Origin of the sequence: Aestuariivirga sp. (assembly GCF_046294715.1) — a bacterium.
Lineage (GTDB): Bacteria > Pseudomonadota > Alphaproteobacteria > Rhizobiales > Aestuariivirgaceae > Aestuariivirga.
Window position 1 is genome coordinate 43,449 of the sequence record NZ_JBKBKI010000003.1, and the last position, 19,798, is coordinate 63,246.

The window sequence follows — 19,798 nt, forward strand, 5'->3', positions numbered from 1 at the left end:
TCAGGCGAGCGGCTGGTGGGTGGCGGCGGCGTAGCGGCCGGAGACGTGATGTTCGAGCTGGCGTTCGATGTCGGCCAGCATGGAGGATGCGCCGATGCGGAAGAGATCGGGCTCGAGCCAGCGGCGGCCGAGCTCCTCCCTCATCAGGATCATCCAGTTCATCGCGTCCTTGGCGGTCTTGAGGCCGCCCGCGGGCTTGAAGCCGATCTTGAAGCCGGTGATCTCGCCGTAATCCCTCAGTGCACGGACCATGGTGAGGCTGACGGGGAGCGTGGCGTTGACGTCTTCCTTGCCGGTCGAGGTCTTGATGAAGTCAGCGCCCGCCTGCATCGCCACCATGGAGGCGCGGTAGACGTTGCGCAGCGTCCTCAAGTCTCCCGTGGCGAGGATGGCCTTCATGTGGGCCGGGCCGCAGGCTTCGCGCATCGCGGCGATCTCGTCGTAAAGGGCTGCCCAGTCCTGCGTCAGCACATGGGCGCGGTGGATGACGATGTCGATCTCGGCCGCCCCCTCCTCCACCGCATAGCGGATCTCGGCGAGGCGCTGGGGGAGCGGCGTGAGACCCGCCGGAAATCCGGTGGCGACGGAGGCCACGGGAATGCCTGAGCCTTCGAGAGCCTTCACGGCGGGGCGCACCATCAGCGGATAGACGCAGACGGCGCCGACGGTGGGCGGCCTGCCGTCAAGGCCGAGGTCTTCGACGATGTCGTCCCGCAGCGGGCGCCTGGCCTTGGCGCAGAGGCGGTGGACGCGGCCCGGCGTGTCATCCCCTGCCAGCGTGGTGAGGTCGATGCACTGGATGGCCTTCACCAGCCAGGCGGCCTGGTAGGCCTTCTTCACGCTGCGGCGGGCGGGGATGGTGGCGGCGCGGCGTTCGGCGGCGGAGAGGTTCACCTGCACGTGCTCGAACCACTCCGGAGCCAGCCTGGTTCCGGGATTGCGCTTCACCGGAGTGAAGGCAGAGGGGCGAAGGTCGTTCCTTTCCATCACTGCTCAATAGAGCATGTTGCGCGGGAGGGGAAACGGGTTTGGCGGCGGTCAGCCGAGCGACAGCGCCTTGAAGGCCCTGGTCTGCTCGACCAATGCGCGTTCGGTGGGAAGCCGCTCCATGGAGGACGCGCCGTAGAAGCCGTGGCAGTTCCTGGTGTTGCCGAGGATGTACTGCGCGTCTTCGGGCATGGAGACGGGGCCGCCATGGACGATGACGATCGCATCCCTGTTCACCTTGAGCGCAGCTTCGGCCCATTCATCGACGAGGGCCGGGCAATCCGCGAGCCTGAGCGCCGTCTTCGAGCCGATGCTGCCGCCGGTGGTGAGGCCCAGGTGGCAGACGATGATGTCCGCCCCGGCCCTGGCCATCGCCTCCGCCTCGCCGGCGTTGAAGACGTAGGGCGTGGTCAGCATGTCCTTCGAGCGGGCAAGCCGGATCAGGTCCACCTCGAGGCCATAGGACATGCCCGTCTCCTCGAGATTGGCGCGGAAGATGCCGTCGATGAGGCCGACGGTGGGGAAGTTCTGGATGCCGGAGAAGCCAATGGCCTTCAGCTCGTCCAGAAAGTGATCGAAGATGCAGAAGGGGTCCGTGCCGTTGACGCCCGCCAGCACCGGCGTGCGCTTCGTCACCGGGAGGACCTCGCGGGCCATTTCCATGACGATCTCGTTGGCGTTGCCATAGGCCAGCACGCCCGAGAGCGAGCCACGGCCCGCCATGCGGTAGCGTCCGGAGTTGTAGATGACGATGAGGTCGATGCCGCCCTCCTCTTCGCATTTGGCCGAGAGCCCGGTTCCCGCACCGCCGCCGACGATGGGAATGCGGCGGCGCTTCATGTCCTGGAACTTCTCCATCAGGGCCTTGCGTTCGAAACGGGGCACGTCGATCCTCCTTGTCTTTGCTGAAACTATGCCGTGGCGCCGTCGCGCAGCGCAACGATGTAATCATCTCCTCCCACCTGCCCGCCCTTCATGGCGATCTCGATGCCGTCGAGGCGGGGATCGGCGCTTGCCGCGGTGCAGAGGGGCGAACCCGGCGTGGCGGCGAGCGGGTAGCGGGTGTTGAGGGCGAAGACGTCGAGCTCGCCCAGCGCGTGGCTCGAGGTATCGCCGCCCGCCAGGACGGCGCGGCGGAGCCCGCAGGAGATGATCAATTCCCGGGCGATGCGGCCCAGCGCCTTGCCCAGGCGGTGGCGGCCGCCGGGGATGGTGTCGAGCGCCGCGCCGCGATCCGTCTCGGGATCGAGCGCGGTATAGACGAGCACGCTCCGCCCCTGGTTCAGCAGCGCCCCCGCCCTGGAGGCGATCTCTGCGGCGGCGGCTTCGGCACCGGGGCCGGCGAGCGCCAGCGGATCGGCGGCAAGACCGGCGAAGCCATGCGCCAGGGCGTGGCGGATCTGGCGCGCGGTGGTGGGCGAGCAGCTGCCCGAGACGGCGATGACGCGCGGCTCCGGCGCCATCGCGGGGAAACTTGCCGCCTCCCGGCTTGGGCCCGCCGCGGCGAGCGCCTGCATCAGCGCGTAATTGACGCCCGAGGAGCCGACGAGGAATGGGCCGAGCCGGTCCGCGAGGCGCAGGAGCTGGCGGCCGGCCTCGCGCTGGCTTCCGGCATCGAGCACGTCGAGGAGGAGGATGCCGCGGGAGCCGCCGACGATCCGGTCCACCGCCTCGTCGCCTTCGGCCAGCCGGGTGAAGGGCACGAGGCCCGAGGGGAGGTTCGTCTGCTGCGCCAGGTGAAGAAGGAGATCGGCCTCCGCCATCGGCGTCACCGGGTGGCGGCTCATCACCGGGTGGCGGTCGATGCGGTAGGTGCTGCCCTGGTAGGCGGCGAAGAGATGGCCGAAGGCCGTGTAGCGGCGGAGCTGCGGCGCGCCCACGACGAGCGGCGTCACCTGCTGTCCGAAGACCTCGCGCCCGATCTCGACGGCGCGGCCGATGCTGCCGGTATGCGGGCTCGAATCGAAGGTGGAGCAGACCTTGTACTGGCAGAAGCGCGCGCCTTGCGCCTTGAGCCATCGGAAGGCGCCGGGGAGGTTCGCGTCCATCCATTCCGGGCCTTGGCTGCGGCTGGTGCCGGCAAGGCCCAACGCCTCACAATCGGCGAAGCGGCGGCGTTCCTCTTCCGTGGGGATGCGGGTGAAGAGCACGGTCTTCAAACCGTGCAGGCTCATCGCCTCCATGACGTCGGTGGAGCCGGTGAAGTCGTCGCCGTAGTAGGAGAGGAAGAGGGCCATCAGGCGGCCTTGCCGTCGCCGAAGAAGGCCAGCGACTGGGCGAGCTCGGGATGGTCTTTCGCATGGGTCTCGAGCGGCACGCCGGCGACCGCCGCCTCCCAAGCCTGCCTCACGGCGCGCACGCCGGCCGCGGGGCCCGAAGGATGGCTGACGATGCCGCCGCCGCAGAGATAGAGGAGATCCTGGGTGCGGCCGGTGCGCTCGTAGGTGTCCGGCGCCTGGCCGCCCCATTGCCCCGATCCCACCACGGGGAGCGGGCAGTCATCGGGCGAGAACAGCGGCTTGCGCAGCGCCGCGAAGGAGGCGACGAAGCTCTCGTCCGGCTCCCAGTATTTCACGCGGATGCCGTTGATCTGGAACTGGTCGACGCCGAGGAGCCGCCAGAACTGCTGATAGACGGAGAAATCCATGCCGAGGCCCGGATGCCGCGTGAGAATGTCCCAGCCGTTGCGGTGGGCGTGCAGCACGAGGCCCGAGCGCTTCCGGAGGAAGCTCATGCCGCCGAACCCGATGGAGTTGATGTTGACGACAGCGCAGTTGCCGCCGGCCTTCAGCACGAGATCGTGGTTGCGCATCATCTCGTCCGGGTCGGCGTGGCTGATGCCGAAAGCGTACATCACCTTCCTGCCCGTCTTCTGCTCATGCTCGAGGATCAGCGGCATGATGGCCTTCACCCGCTCCGCGAGCGGCGAATAGGCGGGGCTCGCGAGCTTCTCGTCGTCCTTGATGAAGTCGACGCCGGCCGCGATCAGCTCCTTCACCAGCGCGGCGGTTTCCGGCGGCCTCAGCCCCAGCGCCGGCTTCACGATGGTGCCGATGATGGGGCGGCCCTCGACGCCGGCGAGGCGGCGGCTGCCGGGAATTCCGAACTGCGGGCCGGGATGGGCGTGGCGGTATTCCTCCGGGAGCTTCAGGCCGGTGACGCGGATGCCGGTGAGGCCGCGGATCGACCAGACGCCGCCCATGGTGATGGTCATCAGCGCCGCGAGATCAGTGCCGATGGCATCGATGGGAAAGTCGATATCGGCCTCGGCGCGGTTGAAGGGACCTGGGGCGCCCGACGGGAAGGAAGGGGCGCGCGATGGCTCGAGCCGCCTCACCGCTGCCACCCGCGCGGCAACCCGCGCCTTCAGCTCTTCCGTTTCACCGGGAAGTGCAACGAAGGTGCCGGTGGACTGGTCGCTCGCGATCTTCGCCGCGAGCCTTTCCGGTTCTCCATCGGTTTCAATGAGATAGGTGACACGGATGGTGGAGGGCGGCGGATTGCGCATCGCTTGTTTACTGGTATGATGACATCAACACGGCAAAGCTAGCAGCCCAACCGCCCACGATGCAAACCGAGCGTATCATTCGCCGCAAATTGTCCGACGAGGTGCTGGAGCGCCTGCTCCGCATCATCTCGGAGGGCGATCTCAAGCCGGGCGATGCCATGCCATCGGAGCGCGAGCTGATGGAGCGCTTCGGCGTCGGCCGCCCCGCCATCCGCGAGGCGATGCAGTCTCTCGCCAACATGGGGCTGGTCTCGATCCAGCACGGGGAACGGGCGCGGGTTCAGGAGCTGACGGCGCAGTCGATCATCCGCCAGGTGGACCAGGCCGCGCACATCATGCTCTCGCGCTCCTCCGACTCGCTCGAGCATCTCAAGGCGGCCCGGCTGTTCTTCGAGCGCGGCATGGTGCGCGAGGCGGCGGTAAAGGCGGGACCCGAGGACGTGGCGCGGCTGCGCGAAGCGGTGGAACAGCAGCGCGCACTTCTCGGCAAGGCGGACGCCTTCATGGCCGCCGACATGCGCTTCCACACGGAGATCGCCGCCATATCGGGAAACCCGATCTTCGTCTCGGTGAGCGAGGCGATGCTCGGCTGGCTCAAGGCCTATCACACCGAATTGCTGCTGTGGGCGGGCAAGGAGAATTTCACGCTGGCCGAGCATGCCGGGATCGTCGATGCCATCGAGAGGCGCGAGCCTGATGCCGCCGAGGCGGCGATGGTGAAGCACCTCGAGCGCTCCAGCGCGCTCTATGGCCTGAAGGCCTAACCCGAAGGGAGCCCCAGGATCGCCCGGGCCTCCGCGGCGCTCGCCGGGTGGCGGCCATATTCGGCGCAGAGGGAGGCCACGCGCTTCACCAGCTCGGCGTTGGAGGCGGCAAGCCGCGTCTCGTCCCAGCGGATGTTGTCCTCGAGGCCCGTGCGGCAGTGGCCGCCGCGTTCGAGGCACCAGCGGTTCACCTCGAGCTGGTGCCGGCCGATCCCGGCAGCGACCCAGGTCGACTCAGGGGAAAGCCTCCTCACCTCGTCCACCATGAAGTCGAAAGCCTGGCGGATCACCGGCATGGCGTTCTTCACCCCCATCACGAACTGCACGTGCAGCGGCTTCCTCAACAGGCCTTCGTCGGCCAGGCGCAGCGCCTGGTAGAGCATCGAGAGGTCGAACACCTCGATCTCCGGCTTCACATGGTGCTCCAGCATCTTCAGCGCCAGCTCGCGGATGAGATCCGGATGGTTCTCGTAGATGATGGTGGGGAAGTTGCAGGAGCCGGTCGACAGCGAGGCCATGTCGCAGCCCAGGTGCAGCATGCCGCCGCGCTCGGAGCCCTTGCCGGAGCGGCCGCCGGTGGAGAACTGCACGATCATGCCGGGGCAGTGCCGGCGCAGGCCTTCGAGCAGGCGGGCGAAGCGCTCGGGATCGGACGTCGGCGTCTGGTCGTCCTTCCTCACATGCACATGGGCGATGGCGGCGCCCGCCTCGAAGGCGGCGTGGGTCGATTCCACCTGCTCGGCGATGGTGATGGGAACGGCCGGATTGTGCTCCTTGCGGGGGACGGATCCGGTGATGGCGACGGTGATGATGCAGGGCGTGGTCATGGTGGTGGTGTCTTAGTGGGCCGCGGGGCGGGGCTCAAGCGGCGGCAGGAACCGGGAGCCCCGCAGAGCGTTGCTGCGTCACGGCCCTGGCTTGCGGGGCGAAACCCTCAGCACAGGAAGAGGTCTGGGATGCGGCCACTGCCCGCGGCGGTCTATCGTGAGAACAGCCTTGGCCCGGCGGCCGGGCAGGCCATCGTCAACGGCCTCGTCATCTTCCTCGCGGTCTGCACCATTCTCTATTTCGGCAGCGAGATCCTGATCCCGATCGCCCTGGCGATCCTGCTCGCGATCCTGCTGGCGCCGGTGGTCACGGGCCTGCAGAGGCTGCGGCTGCCCAAGGTGCTGGCCGTGATCATGACGGTGATGATGGCGGGCTTCATCGTGGCTGTGGTGGCGGGGCTCGTGGCCTCGACCCTCACCAACCTCGCGGCGGACCTCCCCGCCTACCAGACGAGCCTGCGGGAAAAGGCGCAGAACCTCAAGGACATGGCGACGGGCAGCGGCACGCTCGAGCGGGCCGCCGGCGTGCTCGAGAACCTGCGCAAGGAGCTCGAACAGCCCGAACCGCCGGTGGCGGCGGGCCCTGCCCCCGTTCAGCCCGTTCCGGTGCAGGTGATGGAAAATCCCGGGCCCTTCGGTTCGCTCGTCGGCATGGTGGGCCTGCTCGTGCATCCGCTCACGCAGCTCGGGATCGTGGTGCTGATGCTGACCTTCATCCTCATCTATCGTGAGGACCTGAGAAACCGCCTGATCCGCCTCGCCGGCACGGGCGACATCCACCGCACCACGACGGCCATCGACGAGGCGGGGCAGCGGCTGAGCCGCCTGTTCGCCACGCAGATGCTGATCAACTCCCTGACCGGCGCCTTCATCGGCACGGCGCTGTTCGTGATCGGGGTGCCGGGGGCACTGCTGTGGGGGATCCTCACCGCCATTCTCCGCTTCGTTCCCTATGTGGGCACGCTGCTGGCATCGGTCTTTCCCATCATCATCGCCGCCGCGGTGGGCGATGGCTGGACCCTCGCCCTCCTCACGCTCGCGGTCGTGGTGGTGACGGAAACCATGGTGGGCCATGTGCTGGAGCCGCTGTTCTTCGGCAAGAGCACGGGGCTCTCGCCCGTGGCGGTTGTCGCCGCCGCCGCCTTCTGGACGGCCATCTGGGGCCCGATCGGCCTCGTGCTTTCGACGCCCATCACCATCGTGCTGCTGGTGGTGGGCCGGCACATCGAGGCGCTGCAGTTCCTCGAAGTGCTGCTCGGCTCGAGGCCGGTGCTGACGCCCGATCACGCCTTTTACCAGCGGATGCTGGCGAACGACCCGGTCGAGGCGGCCGAACATGCGGAAAAATACGATGAGCAGGGCGAACTCGACAAGTACCTGACCGAGGTCGTCGTCCCCGGATTGCTGCTCGCCGATGCCGACCGGAAAAGAAAAGTGCTTTCGCCTGAGCGCGAGGTGGCGGTCGTCACCAGCTTCTCGGAACTCCTCGAGGAACTCTGGCCGGAGAGGGAGGACAGGACGGACGCGCCGTCGCCCGTCGTGCTCGTTGCCGCGCATGGTGCACTCAACTTCGCGGCGGCACTTTCCGTCTCCGCCCTGCTGCGGCTGAAGAAAGTGCCGCACCGCCTGCTGCCGCCGGATGCGATCCAGCCGGGCAAGTTTCCCGAGGCGCTGGCAGAAGGCGCCCGCATCGCCTGCCTGTGCTATCTCACCGCGCCTTCCGCGGCGAAATATGCCTATCTCGAGAAGCGCATCGCGGCACGCCTGCCGGACGCCAAGATCATCGGGCTCGCCTGGAAGGACACCGAAGGAGCGCGAAGCATGATCAACCCCGAGCACGCGCTCGCGATGCTGCCCGCCGTGCCGGATGGAAGCGCCGCCGACAATGTTCAGAAAGGGGCGGAACTGTCGGTTGCAACTTCTTGACTCAAAAGGATTTAGTTAATTTCCCGGAACCAGCCTGACTCGAATCCGTTGTTTGAACAGCGGTGCATGGGTGCACCGGAAAATGTCAAGCAACCCAGGAGATAGAGAACCATGGATTGGGACCGGATCGAAGGTAACTGGAAGTCGTTCAAGGGCAAGGCCAAGCAGCAGTGGGGCCGTCTGACCGACGACGATCTCGACGTGGTCGAAGGCCGCCGCGAGGAACTCGAGGGCCGTCTTCAGCGCTACTACGGGTTCGAGAAGGACCGTGCACGGAACGAAGTCGACCAGTGGCTGAAGTCGCTCTGAGCGGCTGAGCAGGAGGCGAGACGGACATGCGAATCCTGGCAATCACCCTGCTGACGGCGTGCCAGTTCACCCTTTTCCCCTTCCTGGCGATCGTGGCCGCCAACACGGCGCGCCACCAGCAGGAAGATGCGACTCACGTGATGTATCGCGCCGACATGCCCAACGTCACTACCGTCTACAAGACCGCGCAGATGTAGCGTCAGGAGGGTCCGGGTATCACCCGGGCCCTCCTGTCTTCTACGCCTTGCGCAACGCACTGATGAGGAACGTCACCACCGCGATCACGATGGCCACCCAGAAGACGATCTTGGCGCCTTCCATGGCCGTGCCGGCGACACCGCCGAAGCCCAGCAGGGCCGCCACGACGGCGACGACGAGGAAGACGATCGCCCAATGAAGAAGATTCGAGACATTCATGCCGAAACCTCCTTCGCGACAGGCAGAATGCCTGTTCTCCGTGGCTTTCAATGAGAGTGGCCGGTGAAATGTTCCCTTGTGGCCTCAGGGCCTCAGCCCACGCCCGACTTGGACATGAGGGCGGCCTTCACCTCAGGTTCCGGCCCGAACTCGGAGGCTTCCCGCAGGTGGAGGAGCTCGGCGAGGCGGGCACGCGCCCGGTTGACGCGGCTCTTGATGGTGCCCACGGCCACGCCGCAGATCACCGCCGCCTCCTCGTAGGACATGTCGCTCGCGCTCACCAGGAGCAGGGCTTCGCGCTGGTCGACCGGGAGCCGGCTGAGGGCAAGCTGCATGTCGGTCAGATCCATGTGGCTGTCCTGCTCGGGGTGGACTCCGACATTGGCGGCGATGACGCCGTCGGCATCCTCCACCTCGCGCTTGCGCTTGCGGAAGACCGTGTAGAACTCGTTGCGGAGGATGGTGAAGAGCCAGGCCTTGAGCTTGGTGCCGGGCTCGAAGCTCTCGCGGTTGGCCCAGGCCTTGAGGAGCGTCTCCTGCACGAGGTCGTCGGCACGATCCACCTTGCCCGTGAGCGAAATCGCAAAGGCGCGCAAAGGCGGAATAAAGGCGATCAGATCGTTCCTGAACTCATGATCGTTCATGACAGGATATACGCCCCGCTACTCAACTCTAGGATGAACATCGTCACTCGGATTTCTCGCCGGCCTTGTCGAGATCTCGGAGGAGATCGAGAAACCGTTGCGGAACATCCTGCCTGGAAATATCGTCGTAATAGGCCTTGAGCTTGCTGCTCACCGCCTCCTTGACCACCTGCTGGTTGCTGGAGGCCTTCGATTTCTTGCCCGTCTTGTCGTTCATGATCCTGATTATCGCCCGTCCAACCCCCGGCACAACGGCGGTTCAGCCTCCAAGAATGCGCCAGGGGCGATTAAGTTCCAAAGAAATTCGCTTTGGCTGGAACCAGATGCCTGCGAAAGCATTTATTAGCTCTGACGATCACCAAGGGAGGGCCGTGGCGTCGAGCCATGCCGTTGTCTGAATGACTCTATCCGCGACTGTCGCACCCCACCTGCCCTATCTGCGCCGCTTCGCCCGCGCCCTCACCGGAACCCAGGCCAGCGGAGACACCTACGTCGCCGCCGTGCTCGAAAGCCTGATCGCCGATCCCGCCATCCTCAAATCCGCCAGCAGCCCGCGCCTCGCGCTCTACCAGACTCTGTGCAAGCTGTGGGGCTCGATCCCGATCAACGGCCAGGCGGAAGGAGCACAGCCCAGCTGGGAAGCGACCGTGCAGGGCCGCCTTTCCAACATTCCCGGGCCGGCGCGACAGGTGTTCCTTCTTTCCGCGGTCGAGGGTTTCGACCGGCGCGACATCGGCGAGATCCTGCAGCGCAGCGACAGCGAGGTGGAACGCCTCTTCGAGGACGCCAACCGGCAGATCTCGGAGATGATCGCATCCGACATTCTCATCATCGAGGACGAGCCGCTTATCGCCCTCGACATCGAGGACACGATCACCTCGCTCGGTCACCGTTCCGTCGGCATCGCCAGGACCCACAAGGAGGCCGTGAAGCTCGCCAAGGAAAAGCGTCCGCAGCTGGTGCTCTCCGACATCCAGCTCGCCGACGGCAGTTCCGGCATCGATGCCGTCAACGACATCCTCGGCAGCTTCGACGTTCCGGTGATCTTCATCACCGCCTTCCCGGAACGTCTGCTCACCGGGGAACGGCCCGAACCGGCATTCCTCATCACCAAGCCGTTCTCGCCGGAAATGGTGAAGGCCCTCATCGCGCAGGCGCTGTTCTTCGACCTTCGATCCAGGAAGGCTGCGTGAGACATTGAAAAGGCCGGGGAAACCGGCCTTTCTTTTCGCTTAGACAACGTTGAACAGATAGAGAAGGATGATGATCGGGATGGGTATTCCGATCAGCCAAAGCAATATGCCTCTCATCGTACACTCCTGCGGGTTGACCGCTCCCGCAACACCGCGAAGGCCCTGAAGTTCCCTGACGCCGTTGAACTCTCCGGACGTTTCACCGATATGACGAAAATGGATGAGGCGAACGAGGCAGGAGCTTCAGCGGCCGGGAATCGGCCGCGGGGCACGGCCGTGCTGGTCAACCGGCAGTCCGGCACTGTCCGCACGATGGGCGATGAGGCCGTGCACGATCTCATCGCTATGACCTGGAGCGGTGAGGAATACCAACCGCAGATTCTTCTCATCGACGGTGCCGAGATCGAGCCGACGGTGCGCCGCCTGCTCCGCTCCGGCGAGTGCGGGCGGATCGTGGTCGGCGGCGGCGACGGGACGGTTGCGAGCGTGGCGGGGCTGCTCGTGGGCAGCGGCATCGCCATGGGCATTCTCCCTCTCGGCACGATGAACCTGATGGCCAAGGCGATCGGCATGGAGGCGGAACTCGGCGCGGCGCTTTCCCAGGTGAAGGACGCGGAACCGCGCGCCGTGGACGCGGCGCGGGCCGGAGAACAGCTGTTCCTGCATCATGTCTCCTTCGGCATTCAGCCGCGGATCGTGCGCATCCGGGAGAGGCTGGGCTACAGCTCGCGGCTTACCAAGATTCTCGCCTCGTCGCGCGCTCTCGTCACGGTGCTGCTGCGGCCGCAATCGCAGCGGCTGACGCTCGCCATCGACGGCCGCATGATAGACTACAAGACGCCGGCGCTGGTGGTGAGCAACAACATCTACGAGGATTCGGCCTGGCTCAAGCAGACGCGGCTCGACGAGGGGTTGCTCGGCGTCTATGCGATACAACCCATGTCGACGCCGGCCTATCTGCGGCTCGTCCTCGACCTGCTGCGCGGCCGCTGGCGGGACAATCTCAACCTCCAGGAGGAGCGCGGTCGCGAGGTGACGATCGACAGGCGGAGGCGTTTCGGCCGCCGGAGACGGAGCATCCGCGCAACGATCGACGGGGAACTGACCCTGTTCCGGCTGCCTCTCACGATCACCAGCGAACCGGGAGCGCTGATGGTTCTGGTGCCGCGCCCCGCCACCGGCGAGGCGGGGTTGGAACTTCGCGCAGCACCGGGCGTTTCGCCCCCGTCGCGCGGACAAGGGCTGCGCCAACGATCGGAGACTGCAATGGCAGACAACATAGAGAACCATTACAACCAGAGGCCTCCGCGGTCGGGTTCATCGGCAACGGGCTGGATCTTGGGGGTGATCATTGCCCTCGCGGCAATTGCCCTGCTTTGGTACTACGGAACCCGGGGTGACGGTGACGTTGCGTCCACGACCAACAACACCACCGTGACGACCGAACCGCCGGCCGCCACCGCGCCGGCGCCCACGACTGAAACCGAGTCGACGACCACCACGACGACCACCGAGACCGCGCCTGCAACCGGCACGACGACAGAAACCGCGCCTGCAACCGGCACGACGACCGAGACGGCTCCTGCCACCGGCACGACCGAAACGGCTCCGGCCACCGGCACCACGGGCACGGATACCGGTACGGCGCCCGCGCCGACGACGACGCCTTAAGGTTCCTCCCTCCTCGTCCTGGCCCGGACCGGAAATTTTCCGGCCGGGCTTTTTCCTGTGCGGAGGAGGCGAAGAATGGTTCAGGTTTCGGGATAGACGCCGTGCAGGACGGTGTTGAAGTGCTGCTTCACGATTTCGTGGCAGCTGCATGAGCGGGCGCGGAGTTTCTCCTCGTCCTTCACAACGAGATGGCCCCGGCGCACGGCGAGGGTGCCGTCCAGCTTGAACGTGCCGATCACCCGGCTGATGTAGCTGCGCCCCACGCCCAGCATCGCGGCGAGGCGTTCCTGCGTCAGGGGCACTTCCCGCGATCCCGAGCGCTCGATGGCGGCGCCGATCCACTTCGCGGTGCGCTGCTCGATGCTGTGCGCGGCATTGCAGGCCGCGGTCTGGAACATCTGCGCGACGAGGCAATCGGCATAGCGGGCGAACAGGTTCTCCACCGCCCGCGACCTCTCCTTGCAGTCGTCGAGGACGCTCACGGGAATGCAAAGAAGATCGCCCCCGGTCTGGATTGCGATCTTCGCGAAGGCCGGAAGATTGCCCTGGCTCACAATGCCGCCGACGGCTCCTTCCCTCCCCACCAGCAGGGCCTCGATGGCACTTCCGTCGTCGGTGGAAACAAGGAACGAGACGAGCGTGCGGTGGCAGGGGAAATAGACCGTCTGCACGTTCTCGCCCGGATCGTAGAGAACCGTGTTCGAGGCCGACTGCAGGGCGCGGAAATGCGGCCGCATGAGGTCGAGATCCGGCCCTCTCAAAGCGGAGAGGAGGTTGTTGCCGGAGAGGAGCGTGTCGATGAGGGTGGAACTTTCGTAATGCGCAACCATGAAAGCTCACTAATGGACAGACAATCCGTCCGGGATGAGGTATCACTCAATACCCGGACCGGATGGCGGAAGCGCTTCGGCGATTTGCCTCTCCTGCGGGCCGTTTCGCGGCCGCAGAACCCCGGATATCGGTCATGGAACGCTCACACCGGGCGATTGTTCCAGAGAGCTCCCTGCCCGGCCCCAGCGCCAATTGTGGATTGACCGATGGAAGATCTCCTGCGTTCGGCTCCTGCCGACAGTCTCGATTGCTGCCTGGTGGTGGAAGACGATTCGATCATCCGCCTGGACCTCGAGGAGATGCTGCGAAGCTTCGGCCTGCGGCAGGTGCTGGGCGCCTCGAGCGTGGCAGCAGCCCGCCTGATCGCGGAGACGGCCGGCATCCGCTTCGCGGTCCTCGACTACGAGGTGGGACGCTGCAACACGCTGGAAATCGCGGAGACGCTCGCCAGCCGCGGCATTCCGGCAATGTTCCTCACGGGCTACGGGGCCGGGCTCGAACTTCCGGACTCGCTTGCCCATCTGCCGGTTCTGTCGAAGCCCTTCACCGCCGAATTGCTGGCGGAGGCCCTGCTCAGAACACTTCAGCCGGCGAAGCGCGGGCCCAAGACGGAAGGCGCACCCGACCAGGCATGAGCCGGTTCCGGCCACCGTGCGCTTGCTGTAGTGTTCGGGGCCGATGCTTTCGAATCGCGTGGGAGCCACATGCCGGTCTTCGCCGCCAACCTGTCGATGATGTTCAACGAGTGGGAATTCCTCGACCGCTTCAAGGCAGCGGCCGATTCGGGCTTTACCGCCGTCGAGTTCCTGTTCCCCTACGCCTACGCGCCGGATGAAATCGCAAAGAGGCTGGCGGCTGCGGGCCTCACGCAGGCGCTGTTCAACCTGCCGCCGGGCGACTGGGACAAGGGCGAGCGCGGCCTCGCCTGCCTTCAGGGGCGCGAGGAAGAATTCAAGGCATCGGTCCAGAAGGCCCTGCCCTATGCGCGCGCCACCGGAGTCAAGCGACTGCACCTGATGAGCGGCCATGGCGACCGCAGCGATGCCGCCACGCGCGAGAGGTTCGTCTCTGCGCTGCGCCATGCCTGTGCCGCGGCGGCGCCGCTCGGCATCGACATCCTCGTGGAGCCGATCAATGGCCGCGACATGCCTGGCTACTTCATGAACGACTTCGGTTTCGCCGCCTCGCTCGTCCAATCGCTGGCGCTGCCGAACCTCAAGCTCCAGTACGACATCTACCATCGCCAGATCCTGCACGGCGACGTGATGAAGAGCCTCGAGGCGCTGATGCCGATGATCGGCCATGTGCAGACCGCCTCGGTGCCGAAGCGGAACGAGCCGGGCACGGGCGAGCTCGACGACATGCGCATCTTCCGCCACCTCGACGCGCTCGGCTATGCGGGCTTCGTCGGCTGCGAATACCGCCCTGCCGGCCACACGCGCGACGGCCTCTCCTGGATGCAGAACCTCTGAGCGGAGGCGGCGCGCCTCAGGACATGCGGGTGTGAACGGCGGCTGTGGCCACCAGCTCGTCGAGCAGCGACATGGTGGCCACGCCGGAACAGGCGAATGGGTTCAGCGCCGGCTTTTCGTGGTATTTCAGCAAGAGGCCCGGATTGACCTTCGACAGATCGACGTGGCCCATGGTCCAGTTGCAGAACTTGCGCTCGCGGATCTCCTCGAAGACGAGAAGGCGGACATGGGTGTGGCGCCCGTCCCGCACGATGGCGTTGTAGAGCTCGCAGACCTCGTCGCGGCCGCCTTCCAGCACCTGGATGAAGACGTCGCCGCCATAGCAGAGAATTCCGGTGATGCCGTTCGCGGTGTTGTGGGAACGCGACGTCTCGAGGATGTCCTCGACCATCGCGGTGCTCAAGGGACCGGCGGCGCGGCTGGCATAAACGCAGCGGACCATCATCTGTGGTTCAGTCCTTCAGGTTCACGAGAGAGAGGAATTCGCGCCGCAGCGAGGCGTTCTTGAGGAAGGCGCCGCGCATCACGCTGTTCACCATCTTGGTGGCGCTGTCCTTCACGCCGCGCCAGTGCATGCAGAAATGATCGGCCTCCATGACGACAGCCAATCCGTCGGGTGCGACCTTGTTCATCAGAAGATCCGCCACCTGGGCGATCGCCTCTTCCTGGATCTGCGGCCGCGACATGATCCACTCGGCGAGGCGGGAATATTTGGAAAGCCCGATCAGGTTCGAGTGCTCGTTGGGCAGGAGGCCAATCCACAGCCTGCCCATGATGGGGCAAAGGTGATGGCTGCAGGCGCTCCGGACGGTGATAGGGCCCACGATCATCAGCTCGTTCAGATACTCGGCATTGGGAAATTCGGTGACCGGCGGCTCGCCCACATAGCGGCCGCGGAACACCTCGTTCAGATACATCTTGGCGACCCGGCGCGCCGTGTCGCGGGTGTTGTGATCATGGCGGACATCGATGACAAGGCTCTCGAGCACGCCATGCATCTTGGAGGCGACCTCCTCGAGCAGCGCCTCCATCTCGCCCGGCTCGATGAAGGCCGAGATGTTGTCGTTGGCGTGATAGCGCTTGTTCGCCCTCTCGATGCGGGAGCGGATGCGGGCCGAAACCGGGGCGGCCTTGCCGTCTTGCTCGCCTGCAGGGGGTTTGTCCATCGCCATCCGGTCCATCTTTCCGCTCCCTCGACACTAGCAGCGCGATCCCGCGCCGACAACGGGACGGGGTGCATCATTGCAGGGATACGGGAAGCTTGCCAAATCGGACCAGATGGAGGCGTTCCGCCCCGGGAAGGGCGGAACGCCGGTCCTCGTCAGCGTCCTCCTCAGCGGCGGTTGCGGCCGCCGCTGCGCGAGGCGAAGCCGCCCCTCATGTAAAGGGGGCTCGGCAGCATCAGGCCGATCATCGCGCCGATGCCGAGGCCGAGGGCGCCCAGCATGTAGGGGCGTTCGTCGGCGAGGCGCTGGACCATGCGCTGGTCCGGCATGCCGCGGCTGGCGAGCGGGATGGCGCGGCTCGCGCCTTCGGCCGCCCATTCATAGGCGGTGCCGGCGGCCTTGCGGCTGGTCGACAGCAGACGGGACGCGATGCCGCCGCGGGAGCTGCTAGAGCTGCTGCCCGACTTTCCGCTCCTGCTGCGGCGCGAGCTGCTGGCGCTGCTGGCGCTGCTGCTGCGGCGGCTGCCGCTCCGCGCCGAAGCGCTGCTGCTCTTCGAGCGGCCCGCGCCCCTTGCCGACGCGCCGCTGCTCTTCGACTGGCTGCGGCTGGCGCCCGAGCGGCGCGATGCGGCCGTCTTGTTGCGCTTTGCGGACGCGCCGCCGCGCGACTTCCTGCGCGCCGGCTTGCGACCGGCGGTCTTCGCCATGCCCTGGTCCTGGGCCTGGCCGTTGGTCTCCATGGATTTTTCCGCTGTCATTCTTCTTCTCCTTTGCATTTGCTCTGGGTGGTGAGGTCGTTACCGGCCGGCGCCCTGGTCCGCCCAGGAGCCAGCCCATTCCCGCCAGTATGGCAAGACTGAGAAGCTTGTGGCCCGCGACGCGTTCTTTCAGCCGGACGAGCAGCGAGAGGTGCGGATCGACAAGGTTCAGCGCATCCTCGGCGAGGCGAGGCGGGGCGGTTCTTGCGCGCAGGTCCTCCAGCGTGGCGCGGAGCGCAGCCCGGCGGGCGCGGGCTTCCGCGGCAGCTTTCTCGAACGCTGCGTTCATGGCCCTGCATCGCTCGAGCGCCGTGCGAACCAGCGGAAGAAGATGCTCTCGGTGCGCCAGGCGATGGCACTCCGGAGAACCATGAAGCATGCGCCGACGAGCGCGAGCAGCACCGCGCTCACGATGAGCGCAGCAACGCCGGTGTTGCCGACGAGCGGCGCAAGGAAGGCGATGCCGGCCTGGGACAGAACAACGAGAAAGCAGAAGCCGGCGGCGAAGCCGAGCATTGCGAACGCGACGGCGCGGATCGCCTGCGCCTTCAACTCTCCCAGTTCGGTGCGCGCCAGCGTCACCTCAGCCTCGGCCCAGTTCCGGCCGTCGGCCGCGAGCCGCTGCAGCAAAGCCCCGATGTCGGCGCGGTCCACCTCTCGCGTCTCTTCTCGCTGCTTGAGCATTCCGTGGCTCTCCCACTCCTCGTCTTTCGCCACAGGCACGAAGCGGGGTTGTGATCGTCGTGGTTTGCAACGCATGAGGCTGCGCTTGGTTCCGGAGCGCGTGCTGCACCACAAGACGTTGAAAAAAGAAACCCCGCAGAGCGGGGTCAAGGTGCAGGCAGCCTATTGGGGGAGGGAGACACTGCCCGGGGAAAACATCTCTCCGTCACTCGGTGATCTCGATATCGTCCTCTTCGGATGCGGATGGCGCCGCGCGGCCGCGGCGGGCGGCCTGGCGGTTGCGGCGCGAGGACGTGGACGTTCGCATCTGCTGGGCGCGGGACTGCACGATCTGCGTGATGATGAGACCGGCGGCGATGCTGCCTCCGAACGTGACGAGTGGATGACGCCTGGTGAACTCGCGGGCATCGGCGACCATATCCACCAGCTCGCTCTCGACGACGTAATTGGCGAGTTCCTCGAGGCTGTCCGCCGCCGTCTCCGCATATGTACGCATCGTGGGCACGGCGGGCAAAGCATCGCCGAACTGGCGCACCGAGTCGGCCAGGCTCTCGAGCTGGGCGGCGGCATATTCCTTGCGGCTGTTGGCGAGACTCCCTGCCATGGTGAGGAGGTCGTCCATGAAGGCCGGGCTCTCGCGCTCCGATGCCGGCCTGCTGCGCGCGCGGCCGCGCAAGTGAGACACTGTCGCCATCGATATCCTCCCGAAAAACTGCCTGGTGCCGCCGTCCGTCAATAACTGCACGCTGGCGGTTTGGTTCCGGCGAGCGGACGGCCCGGATGCGCCACTTGAGGAACCCCTCAGCCCCGTTCCCGTTCTGCGCGTTGCAGTGGGCGCGGCGGGGCAGCAAGGGGAAGACAATGACGGCGGAAATCATGACCTGCCTCGCCATTCTCGGTGCGGCGGTCGTCCTGTTCTCTTGGGATCGCGTACCCGCCGACGTCGTGGGGCTGGGCGTGCTGCTGGCGGTGATCGCCACCGGCCTCGTGCCGGCCGAGAAGGCGCTCGCGGGCTTCGGCAGCGGCACCGTGGTGATGATCCTGGGCTTCTTCATCATGACCGCCGCTCTCTCCCACACCGGCATCGTCGACACGGTGGGCCAGTGGATCCTCGGCCGTGTGGGCGACAGGCCCTTCCTGATGCTCGGGATCGTCATGGTCGCGGTGTCCTCCCTCTCCGCCTTCATCAGCAACACGGCGGCCACCGCCTTCTTCGTGCCGGTGGTTCTCGGCATGGCGGCGAGGAGCGGCACGAGCCCATCCCGGCTGCTGCTGCCGCTGGCCTTCGCCTCCATCCTGTCAAGCTCCGTTTCCCTCATCAGCACGTCGACGAACATCGTCATCAGCGAGTTGATGGTGCGTGCAGGCGAGCCGCGCATGGGCATGTTCGAGCTCGCACCCGTCGGCATTCCGATCGCGGTGCTGGGCATCGCCTACATGCTGACGCTCGGCCTGAGGCTGATGCCGGACCGGGCGCGCGATGCCGCAGCCCCCGAGGAAGTGGGAAACCGAGACTACGCGGCAGATCTCGTGGTGACGGAGGATTCGCCTCTCGTCGGCACGGCACTGGAGGACTCGCCGGTGGGCAAGGATACAGGCTTCCGGATCATGCGCCTGTTGCGCAACGGCAAGCCCGTGACGGGCAAGGCGACCGCACTCCTCGAGGCGGGAGACGTCATCGTGGTGGAAGGCCGCCGGCGCGATCTCCTGCGGGTGAAGGACATCAGCGGGCTCGACCTCAAGGCCGACCTGCACCTGGCCGACGATGCGGAGGAGGAGAACCCCATCGTCGAAGGCGTGCTCATGCCGGATTCGCCCTTGATCGGCCACACGCTCAAGAGCGCGGAGTTCTACGAGCGCTACGGGCTGAAGGTGCTGGGACTCAACCGGGCCGGCTTCCGCATGCCGCGGCGGCTGAGCCGCACCCGAATGCGGCTGGGCGACGTGCTGCTGCTGCAGGGCCCCCCGGAAGCGGTGAAGGAACTCGAGCGCGGCAACATGTTCAACATCTTCGGCGGCGTCGACACCGAGCGGCTGCGCACCTCGCATGCGGCGCTCGCCATCACCATCTTCGCGGTGGTTCTCCTGGCGATCAGCTTCAATCTCGTGGCGATGCCGGTGGCGGCGCTGGGCGGCGCCTTCCTGATGCTGCTCACGGGATGCATCTCGCCCGAGGAGGCCTACCGCCGCGTCGAGTGGAAGGTGCTCATCCTCATCGGCGCGCTGCTCTCGCTCGGCGTGGCCATGGACCAGACGGGAACGGGCCGCTGGCTCGCCACGCAGCTGATCGCGGTGCTGGGGGGCGAGAGCCCGCTCCTCCTCCTTAGCTGCTTCTTCGTGCTCACCGTGGCGCTGACGCAGCCGATGTCGAACCAGGCCGCGGCGATCGTGGTCGTGCCGATCGCGTTCGAGACGGCGCGGCAGCTCGGCCTCGATCCCAGGAGCTTCGCGATGATGATCGCGATTGCCGCGAGCTGCTCCTATCTCACGCCGCTCGAACCTTCGAGCCTGATGGTTTATGGGCCCGGCAAGTACCGCTTCATGGATTTCGTGAAGGTGGGCTTCCCGCTCACCTTCCTGATCTTCGGCATCGCGCTGCTGCTGGTGCCGGTGTTCTGGCCGCTCGGCGGATGAGCGCAAG

The 19,798-nt window shown here is 66.3% G+C and carries 23 protein-coding genes; 9 read left to right on the plus strand and 14 right to left on the minus strand.

Features of this window, described 5'->3' with window-relative positions; all coding sequences use genetic code 11:
* The 4 genes from deoC to oiaX are packed head-to-tail and all read right to left on the minus strand — an operon-like array spanning position 1 to position 4,495.
* Entirely contained in the window at positions 1-987 is a 987-nt protein-coding gene (gene deoC / locus ACK4HL_RS03255; protein ID WP_409756603.1) for a deoxyribose-phosphate aldolase, read from the minus strand.
* A 51-nt stretch (positions 988-1,038) separates the two neighbouring features.
* A complete protein-coding gene (locus tag ACK4HL_RS03260) occupies positions 1,039-1,872 on the minus strand; it encodes a phosphoenolpyruvate hydrolase family protein (protein ID WP_409756604.1) in 834 nt (277 codons plus the stop codon).
* A 26-nt stretch (positions 1,873-1,898) separates the two neighbouring features.
* The gene (locus ACK4HL_RS03265) at positions 1,899-3,224 is read right to left on the minus strand and encodes a four-carbon acid sugar kinase family protein (RefSeq protein WP_409756605.1); all 1,326 of its coding nucleotides are present in this window, start codon (positions 3,222-3,224) and stop codon (positions 1,899-1,901) included.
* Positions 3,224-4,495 (minus strand): 3-oxo-isoapionate-4-phosphate decarboxylase OiaX, encoded by a 1,272-nt coding sequence (oiaX, locus tag ACK4HL_RS03270; RefSeq protein ID WP_409756606.1) that lies wholly within the window; start codon positions 4,493-4,495, stop codon positions 3,224-3,226. The genes ACK4HL_RS03265 and oiaX overlap by 1 nt, the downstream gene beginning before the upstream one ends.
* 59 nt (positions 4,496-4,554) lie before the next feature.
* On the opposite strand from oiaX, the gene ACK4HL_RS03275 reads away from it, so the two are divergent.
* Entirely contained in the window at positions 4,555-5,259 is a 705-nt protein-coding gene (locus ACK4HL_RS03275) for a transcriptional regulator NanR (protein WP_409756607.1), read from the plus strand.
* Here ACK4HL_RS03275 and ACK4HL_RS03280 read toward each other — a convergent pair.
* On the minus strand, positions 5,256-6,086 hold the full coding sequence (locus ACK4HL_RS03280; RefSeq protein ID WP_409756608.1) for a 3-keto-5-aminohexanoate cleavage protein: 831 nt from the start codon (positions 6,084-6,086) through the stop codon (positions 5,256-5,258). The two genes, ACK4HL_RS03275 and ACK4HL_RS03280, sit on opposite strands and share 4 nt — an antisense overlap.
* A gap of 129 nt (positions 6,087-6,215) precedes the next feature.
* Here ACK4HL_RS03280 and ACK4HL_RS03285 point away from each other — a divergent pair, with 129 nt between their 5' ends.
* The 3 genes from ACK4HL_RS03285 (at position 6,216) to ACK4HL_RS03295 (ending at position 8,518) form a co-directional block, all read left to right on the plus strand.
* On the plus strand, positions 6,216-8,012 hold the full coding sequence (locus tag ACK4HL_RS03285; protein ID WP_409756609.1) for an AI-2E family transporter: 1,797 nt from the start codon (positions 6,216-6,218) through the stop codon (positions 8,010-8,012).
* A 111-nt stretch (positions 8,013-8,123) separates the two neighbouring features.
* Positions 8,124-8,321, plus strand: a complete 198-nt coding sequence (locus ACK4HL_RS03290; RefSeq protein ID WP_409756610.1) for a CsbD family protein — start codon at positions 8,124-8,126, stop codon at positions 8,319-8,321.
* A 26-nt stretch (positions 8,322-8,347) separates the two neighbouring features.
* Positions 8,348-8,518 (plus strand): hypothetical protein, encoded by a 171-nt coding sequence (locus tag ACK4HL_RS03295; protein WP_409756611.1) that lies wholly within the window; start codon positions 8,348-8,350, stop codon positions 8,516-8,518.
* Positions 8,519-8,558: 40 nt separating this feature from the next.
* On the opposite strand, the gene ACK4HL_RS03300 is transcribed toward ACK4HL_RS03295, so the two are convergent.
* The 3 genes from ACK4HL_RS03300 to ACK4HL_RS03310 form a co-directional block, all read right to left on the minus strand.
* A complete protein-coding gene (locus ACK4HL_RS03300) occupies positions 8,559-8,738 on the minus strand; it encodes a DUF1328 domain-containing protein (protein WP_409756612.1) in 180 nt (59 codons plus the stop codon).
* Positions 8,739-8,830: 92 nt separating this feature from the next.
* On the minus strand, positions 8,831-9,382 hold the full coding sequence (locus ACK4HL_RS03305; protein ID WP_409756613.1) for a sigma-70 family RNA polymerase sigma factor: 552 nt from the start codon (positions 9,380-9,382) through the stop codon (positions 8,831-8,833).
* 43 nt (positions 9,383-9,425) lie between these two features.
* A complete protein-coding gene (locus tag ACK4HL_RS03310) occupies positions 9,426-9,599 on the minus strand; it encodes a NepR family anti-sigma factor (RefSeq protein WP_409756614.1) in 174 nt (57 codons plus the stop codon).
* Between the two features lie 181 nt (positions 9,600-9,780).
* On the opposite strand from ACK4HL_RS03310, the gene ACK4HL_RS03315 reads away from it, so the two are divergent.
* Positions 9,781-10,575: a response regulator gene (locus ACK4HL_RS03315; RefSeq protein ID WP_409756615.1), complete on the plus strand. Its 795-nt coding sequence runs from the start codon at positions 9,781-9,783 to the stop codon at positions 10,573-10,575.
* A 216-nt stretch (positions 10,576-10,791) separates the two neighbouring features.
* Positions 10,792-12,246, plus strand: coding sequence for a diacylglycerol/lipid kinase family protein (locus tag ACK4HL_RS03320; RefSeq protein WP_409756616.1), 1,455 nt, complete (start codon positions 10,792-10,794; stop codon positions 12,244-12,246).
* An 80-nt stretch (positions 12,247-12,326) separates the two neighbouring features.
* On the opposite strand, the gene ACK4HL_RS03325 is transcribed toward ACK4HL_RS03320, so the two are convergent.
* Positions 12,327-13,076, minus strand: coding sequence for a Crp/Fnr family transcriptional regulator (locus tag ACK4HL_RS03325; protein WP_409756617.1), 750 nt, complete (start codon positions 13,074-13,076; stop codon positions 12,327-12,329).
* Positions 13,077-13,283: 207 nt separating this feature from the next.
* Here ACK4HL_RS03325 and ACK4HL_RS03330 point away from each other — a divergent pair, with 207 nt between their 5' ends.
* Together ACK4HL_RS03330 and otnI are read left to right on the plus strand one after the other, a co-directional pair.
* A complete protein-coding gene (locus ACK4HL_RS03330; protein WP_409756618.1) occupies positions 13,284-13,712 on the plus strand; it encodes a response regulator in 429 nt (142 codons plus the stop codon).
* Positions 13,713-13,781: 69 nt separating this feature from the next.
* On the plus strand, positions 13,782-14,549 hold the full coding sequence (gene otnI, locus ACK4HL_RS03335; protein ID WP_409756619.1) for a 2-oxo-tetronate isomerase: 768 nt from the start codon (positions 13,782-13,784) through the stop codon (positions 14,547-14,549).
* A gap of 16 nt (positions 14,550-14,565) precedes the next feature.
* On the opposite strand, the gene ACK4HL_RS03340 is transcribed toward otnI, so the two are convergent.
* From ACK4HL_RS03340 to ACK4HL_RS03360, 5 genes are all read right to left on the minus strand, one after another.
* Positions 14,566-14,994, minus strand: a complete 429-nt coding sequence (locus ACK4HL_RS03340) for a BLUF domain-containing protein (protein WP_409756620.1) — start codon at positions 14,992-14,994, stop codon at positions 14,566-14,568.
* Between the two features lie 7 nt (positions 14,995-15,001).
* Positions 15,002-15,730: a GTP cyclohydrolase I gene (gene folE, locus ACK4HL_RS03345; protein WP_409756621.1), complete on the minus strand. Its 729-nt coding sequence runs from the start codon at positions 15,728-15,730 to the stop codon at positions 15,002-15,004.
* A 152-nt stretch (positions 15,731-15,882) separates the two neighbouring features.
* A complete protein-coding gene (locus ACK4HL_RS03350; protein WP_409756622.1) occupies positions 15,883-16,473 on the minus strand; it encodes a hypothetical protein in 591 nt (196 codons plus the stop codon).
* Between the two features lie 285 nt (positions 16,474-16,758).
* The gene (locus tag ACK4HL_RS03355) at positions 16,759-17,157 is read right to left on the minus strand and encodes a phage holin family protein (protein ID WP_409756623.1); all 399 of its coding nucleotides are present in this window, start codon (positions 17,155-17,157) and stop codon (positions 16,759-16,761) included.
* Between the two features lie 205 nt (positions 17,158-17,362).
* Positions 17,363-17,851 carry a hypothetical protein gene (locus ACK4HL_RS03360; protein WP_409756624.1) on the minus strand — a complete coding sequence of 163 codons (489 nt, stop codon included), beginning with the start codon at positions 17,849-17,851 and terminating at the stop codon, positions 17,363-17,365.
* Between the two features lie 167 nt (positions 17,852-18,018).
* On the opposite strand from ACK4HL_RS03360, the gene ACK4HL_RS03365 reads away from it, so the two are divergent.
* Positions 18,019-19,791, plus strand: a complete 1,773-nt coding sequence (locus ACK4HL_RS03365; RefSeq protein WP_409756625.1) for an SLC13 family permease — start codon at positions 18,019-18,021, stop codon at positions 19,789-19,791.
* Positions 19,792-19,798 lie beyond the last annotated feature (7 nt).